This is a genomic window from Sphingobacteriales bacterium (assembly GCA_012517435.1).
In the GTDB taxonomy this organism is placed as follows: Bacteria; Bacteroidota; Bacteroidia; order CAILMK01; family JAAYUY01; genus JAAYUY01.
This window is the reverse complement of sequence record JAAYUY010000237.1, coordinates 1-5,449: the sequence shown is the minus strand read 5'-3', so window position 1 is coordinate 5,449 and position 5,449 is coordinate 1. Positions and strand designations below refer to the sequence as shown.

The window sequence follows — 5,449 nt, the reverse complement described above, 5'->3', positions numbered from 1 at the left end:
TAGGTTATTAAGAGCAACATTCTCAATCGCCTGCAAATTTACTTTTTTTTCTGCCTCTTATTTTTACCATTTCTTTTAAAAAATTTACACCTTTCTCTTTTTTTCGAAAATCTATCTTTCTGATCTTCCTTTTTCCTTTGATTTTATGTGTGATTTTTCTGTAGAATATTGATTCTGAACAACCTATGCTTTTTCTGTTTTTCGCAAATTATTTCTGCTTTTGCTGTTTTTACCGATTTTCGAACTTTTCCTGCAGCAGAATATGAAATCGATTTAGTAATTCATTGGTTATCTGTATTTTATATTCGTTTGTTTTTATCTTGAAAATATGATCTTCGCAAAACTTTTTTCGCAAATCTATTCTGCCTGCTTTTTCGAACTTTTTAAAACTTTCCTTTCATTAGAAAATTTTATCAATCATCTGATTTTCAATACTATAAAATTTGTATTGCTTTTCGAAAATCTTTTTTTACCTTCTGGCTGATTTTCAGTTCATTAAGTAAAAGAACCTAACGAGGCCTTTGCCTGTTTTTTGTTTAAACGTATTGTTTATTCATCTGTTTTTTTTCCATGTGTGCTTCCAAAACAATGGATTTTTATTATACAATTCTGATTATCTTGTCTTCATGATTTTCTCCTCCGTATTGTTCTGCTTTGTGCAAACATTCTTTGCAAAGATAATAATACAATACTGTGTCGGAGTTACTTTTTAATTTCGAGGCAATACGTTTTTTCATTTTAGTAAGTTGATCGCGGCTCAACATACATTCAAAAACACTATAGTTTTTCCGTACCCCATATTCTTCCAGAATTTTTGCAATCTTTGTTCTGCGTTTATCGTCAGAAATATCATAAGCTACCACAGTGAAAATTTTAGTTATCATCTTTGATTTTTTTCAACATTAGTTACCATTTGGCAAGATATGGTTTATAAGATTTAGTTTTTCCGTGAAGAAAATCGGCCAATGCCCTGCATTGCTCATTGATAATATTAATAAAGCGAGTTTCTTTTGATCTGAAGGTTTCAACTGCATTGATTCTGGCAGTAATTTTTTCAGCCAGACGTTTTCTTGTATTTTCATCAAGCAATCCATTACTGACTTTTACTTCTTCACCTTTAGTAATAATAGAAAAAACAACTCGATCGACAGCCTGCTGACGAAACTGTTCAATTAAATCAAACACAAGTGTAGGTTTATAATCCTGAAAAGCATGAAGATAGCTTATACAAGGGTTAAGACGAGCTCTGACCACTGCTTCCCAAACACGGGCATAGAGCATTCCATACCTATAGTTCAACATGCAATTAACGGTATCTTTTGCCCCTTGCCTGACTCTTGTTTCAAAATCAATGTATTCATCGAGATGCTTACTGATTAAATCCCAGTAAACAGATGAAGCACGACCTTCGACTGACAAAAGTTTACCTCTTAATGAGTCAAGAGAGTCGTCATTAAACTGATTGATTTCAGCAGCAATAGATTCCATTTTGGCAACAGAATCATGGAATGCATCTGCAAAGGCTTCATCAGTTTCTTTCCGGTATTTATGGTAATATTTCAGCAGATTGATCTGATTATAGATTTTACCTTCGACTGTTTTTTTTGCAAAGGCTGCCCCTTTACCGTTGTCGAGGGCTTTGAGTTGCATAATGCCTGTTTCAGGTGAAAAAGAAACATGGCTGAACAGACTGCTGAGCGGTTTTCCAGAAAAATCGAAAAAGTCGACAGAAATATTTTTACTTGCACAATAGTTTATCAGATTTGAAGAGAAGCTGATCCCCTGGGCAATGACCGAAATATTTTTCAGGTTTAAAATTCTGACCTTTTCAATGATTTTACCGGCTTTTCTGATGGAAATATTGGCTCCTGAAATACCCAGATGAACCCCCGGAGTAGCCACAATCAGGTCCATTCCCTGTGCCTCAAGTTTCTGATATTCACGTTTACGAATCTTTATCGGTTTTTCGCTGTCTTCTTTCTTAATATCTTCCTGTTTTTTAGTGCAATTTCCCAGAATTTTCCGGATATGAGCTGCTTTTTGAATCTGAAATTCCTGAGAAACAAAAACAAGGGGCCGGAATGATTCTGCAATTTCTTCTTTATTTTTAAGTATGCCATTCTGGTAAGCATTTCTCAGTTTATGAGAAAGGGTTTGTATAATAAAATCATCAATTTTTTCGAGCCATTCCTGAGGTAATAAACGACCATAATAGGCTGAAATGCCTTGAATAGCTTCATAAAAACCTTTGGCGATATATTTGTCGTGCAACTTGCAGGCATCTTTAATTTTGGATTTTATTTTTTCAAATTTTTTCGGTGAAATGCTGATCTTGTTTGGGAAAATGCTGATTCCTAAAAACTCAAACCCTTTTGAAGCATGCCTGATATATTTTTCCTTATTAAGTTTGAGATGAAGAATGTTTTCCAGAAAAACGGATGCACTGTTTAAAGTTTTTTGAGCATCGCTTCGTGAATCGCATAAAATGATAAAATCATCTGCATATCTGACATATCCGGCTTTTGTCTTACTCATAAAGACATCAAACTGATGGAGATACATATTCGATAAAAGAGGAGAAAGAATACTCCCTTGCGGAATGCCTTCAATATTATCTTTCCATGAATAACCTTTTGAGATTTTTCCCATCTTAACCCAAAGCCTGATAAGACGGGTCAGATGAGGGTCATTAAACTTATTCTGAAAAAGCCTGAAGAGTTTTTCATGCGGAATGTTGTCAAAAAAGTCATCAATATCGCATGTAACCAACCATTTTTTCATTTCAACATCTAAAATATGTCTGACCCGACCTATTGCTCTGACAGGTCCTTTACCGGGGCGATAACCATAGCTGGTATCAAGAAATTCTTCTTCGAGTTGTGGTTCAATCAAAAGCCTTACTGCCTGTTGAATAATTTTATCATTGACGGTTGGCAGGCTTAATATCCTACATTCTTTACCGTCTTTTGGAATTTTACATTCCAGATAAGGCTGAGGATTATACTTTTGACTTTGTAGCTGTTGAACAATGTTGCTGAGGTTCTCTTCGAGATGTTGTCCGTAATATTCACAGCTGATATTGTCGATACCGCCTGCACTACTTTTGTTACTGATACTGTTCCATGCAGCTAATAATAGGTTAATATCAAACAGTTTTTCATACATTTACTTTTCGAGAATATATTTTCCAAAACCAGAACTTGTATTTCTGCCAATAAAAATATGTTCACCAAGTTTCAAAAGTTTAAAATCATTAAGGCTAATATTTTTAAGGAATATTTGTCCGCGAAGAGCCTTGTATCTGATGATTTTTTTCTGGCGTGATGATGAATACCTGTAGGTGTGAAGGTGAAGTTTCGCTGAAGTAATTTCTCCCTCTGATGACTGGTAAGATTGAAAAAACGAATTTACATCCTGAAAAGATTTATTGCAATAAAAATTTGATAATAAGACAATACGGTTGATTAAACTGCTTTTAATATCATTGAAATTCAATTCATTGAAAAGAAGTTTGTTTTTGCTGATGATTGTCAGGGGATGTATGAAGTTGAGTACAATCTGATGGTTAAAAGCACTTTCGTCAGAAAATGAGTTAAGCGAAATCAGAGAAGGCTTGAACTGAGGAATGATTTTATTATCAGCATCCAGTATATTTTTCTGGTCATGAATACCAATATTGACAACAGATTCAATCGAAAACAATCCACGCTGACCAAAGGCAGAGGAGCGGCTTCCAATACCGGTTTCTCCCATCAGCCTGAATACATCCACTAACTTTTTAATATATTTGACAGTATTGCCGAATAAAAGAATATCAAAGACAAAACTATCACCCTGTTCATAATTACTTTTTGATAAATCAAGGGGATCAAAAGCAAAAGCAGCAGGGGGATTTTGTTTAAATGCTCTGGCAGTGGGATTGTCTTCCGGAACGGAAGCCCTGAAAAATGACTGATATAAACATTTTCCACTTTTACGACAACGCTGACAGGCATCTACTGCAAAGGTATCGGGACAGCCTGAATAAAGAGATAATGCCTGCTGAAAACAATCGCGTAAAGAAAATCCTTTGAATCCGGGAATGCGGATATTACTTTCAGCTATTGCCTGTATTCGAAAGCGACTGACAAAAAAATAATTATTGTTTTTTTTCATCTTTTGTTTTAAGTTGACTTAAAGATTCAAGTAACAGATTCCCCCATTCATAAAGGGCAAACAACATATTTAGTAAGCTTGAAGCTGAAAATCGTTCCGGGTAATATTTTTCTGTTTGTTGCAAATCGGCATGATTACCATATTTGCTTGAAATTTTGTAAATCAGCTCAGCGAAGTTTAAAAGAAATTTTGGTAATAAATCTTGCCTGTAAAAGTAGAAGTATATGTTTTTTGTCCGGTTTGATTTTCCGGAAACGAAGCTTTCAGGAGCCTTTCCGAGGTAATTGACACACATCAGGTCGAAAAAGGATTCTTCCAATCTCCGAATGGAAGTTAAATTTGAAATGATGATACCTTGACTGGAAGATTCAATGTTGATGGAAGTATTTTCAAGAATTTCAATGTCCTTCTCGTTGAAGTTGGCATCAGCAAAGCTGAATATAGTTGGATAACGCTCTCTGACAATAAGTTCGGGCAATATTTTTATTCTTGCTATCAGATATTCAAACATTTCATCAGGAGGTTTGTTTTTGTCGAAAATAGGGGCAATTCCTTCAAGGTCTTCAGAAAAATCTTCAGGAGTTTCGCTACATACACAATAAGGAATCTCACGTTTTTTCAGGTCCTGAATTTCTTCAATATCCTGAATGGCATGAAAAACGAAGTTGCTTTTAGGGGCATCAGCCTGCTTTTTATACAGCAGACACCTGCCATCGAGAATGACAGCTTTAATCTTCCGGTTGCTGACAAGAAAATTAATGCCTTCTTCCAGATTGTGAAAGGCAGAAATCAAAAGATTATGTTTCAGAGCTTCCTCTTTAAGCTGATCACAATAGGAGGGATGGTCGTCAATAAGGAGGATGGAGTGGGGCATGGGATCAAATCTGCTTGCACTGAGGATTATCTAAAGATTGAAAATTCTGGTTGAATTTAACCGTAATTTTATCTCCGGGTTTTAACCCGGGATTATGATTGGTTTTTTTCTTTAAGTAACATGGTTTATTATTTACTATAAAGGTGAAATAATTGTATCCATCTTTTTGCGCATAAATGGTAGCATCAAATTGAGCATCTTTTTTAAGGTAAGCTAAACATTCATCAGGAACTTCTAATTTAATATTCTCATCATCATTTTTTTCATTTTTGTCCGGGCCATGCTTCTTTTCTGTCTCCTTAGTTCTTTTTGTGGAAAAATTGTATGCTTCTAATCTTTTCTTTTCCTCTTCTGTCAATTCCCGGAATTGCCCGTACCCTACGTTGGTTTTGGCACCAATGCCGAGGGTGAGGAGGATTT

5 protein-coding genes are annotated in these 5,449 nt (G+C 35.2%); all 5 read right to left on the bottom strand.

The window, feature by feature from the left end; all coding sequences use genetic code 11:
- Positions 1 to 599 precede the first annotated feature (599 nt).
- The 5 genes from cas2 to GX437_13070 are packed head-to-tail and all read right to left on the bottom strand — an operon-like array spanning position 600 to position 5,387.
- Positions 600 to 872 carry a CRISPR-associated endonuclease Cas2 gene (gene cas2 / locus GX437_13090; GenBank protein NLJ08590.1) on the bottom strand — a complete coding sequence of 91 codons (273 nt, stop codon included), beginning with the start codon at positions 870 to 872 and terminating at the stop codon, positions 600 to 602.
- Between the two features lie 34 nt (positions 873 to 906).
- Positions 907 to 3,165, bottom strand: coding sequence for a CRISPR-associated endonuclease Cas1 (cas1, locus tag GX437_13085; GenBank protein NLJ08589.1), 2,259 nt, complete (start codon positions 3,163 to 3,165; stop codon positions 907 to 909).
- Positions 3,166 to 4,155, bottom strand: coding sequence for a hypothetical protein (locus tag GX437_13080; GenBank protein NLJ08588.1), 990 nt, complete (start codon positions 4,153 to 4,155; stop codon positions 3,166 to 3,168).
- A complete protein-coding gene (locus GX437_13075) occupies positions 4,139 to 5,029 on the bottom strand; it encodes a hypothetical protein (GenBank protein ID NLJ08587.1) in 891 nt (296 codons plus the stop codon). The genes GX437_13080 and GX437_13075 overlap by 17 nt, the downstream gene beginning before the upstream one ends.
- A gap of 4 nt (positions 5,030 to 5,033) precedes the next feature.
- Positions 5,034 to 5,387 carry a hypothetical protein gene (locus tag GX437_13070; protein ID NLJ08586.1) on the bottom strand — a complete coding sequence of 118 codons (354 nt, stop codon included), beginning with the start codon at positions 5,385 to 5,387 and terminating at the stop codon, positions 5,034 to 5,036.
- Positions 5,388 to 5,449 lie beyond the last annotated feature (62 nt).

Coding starts and splice junctions, on each gene's coding strand:
- cas1 (NLJ08589.1), bottom strand. CDS start 3,165: ATGTATGAAAAACTGTTTGATATTAACCTATTATTAGCTGCATGGAAC.
- GX437_13080 (NLJ08588.1), bottom strand. CDS start 4,155: ATGAAAAAAAACAATAATTATTTTTTTGTCAGTCGCTTTCGAATACAG.
- GX437_13075 (NLJ08587.1), bottom strand. CDS start 5,029: ATGCCCCACTCCATCCTCCTTATTGACGACCATCCCTCCTATTGTGAT.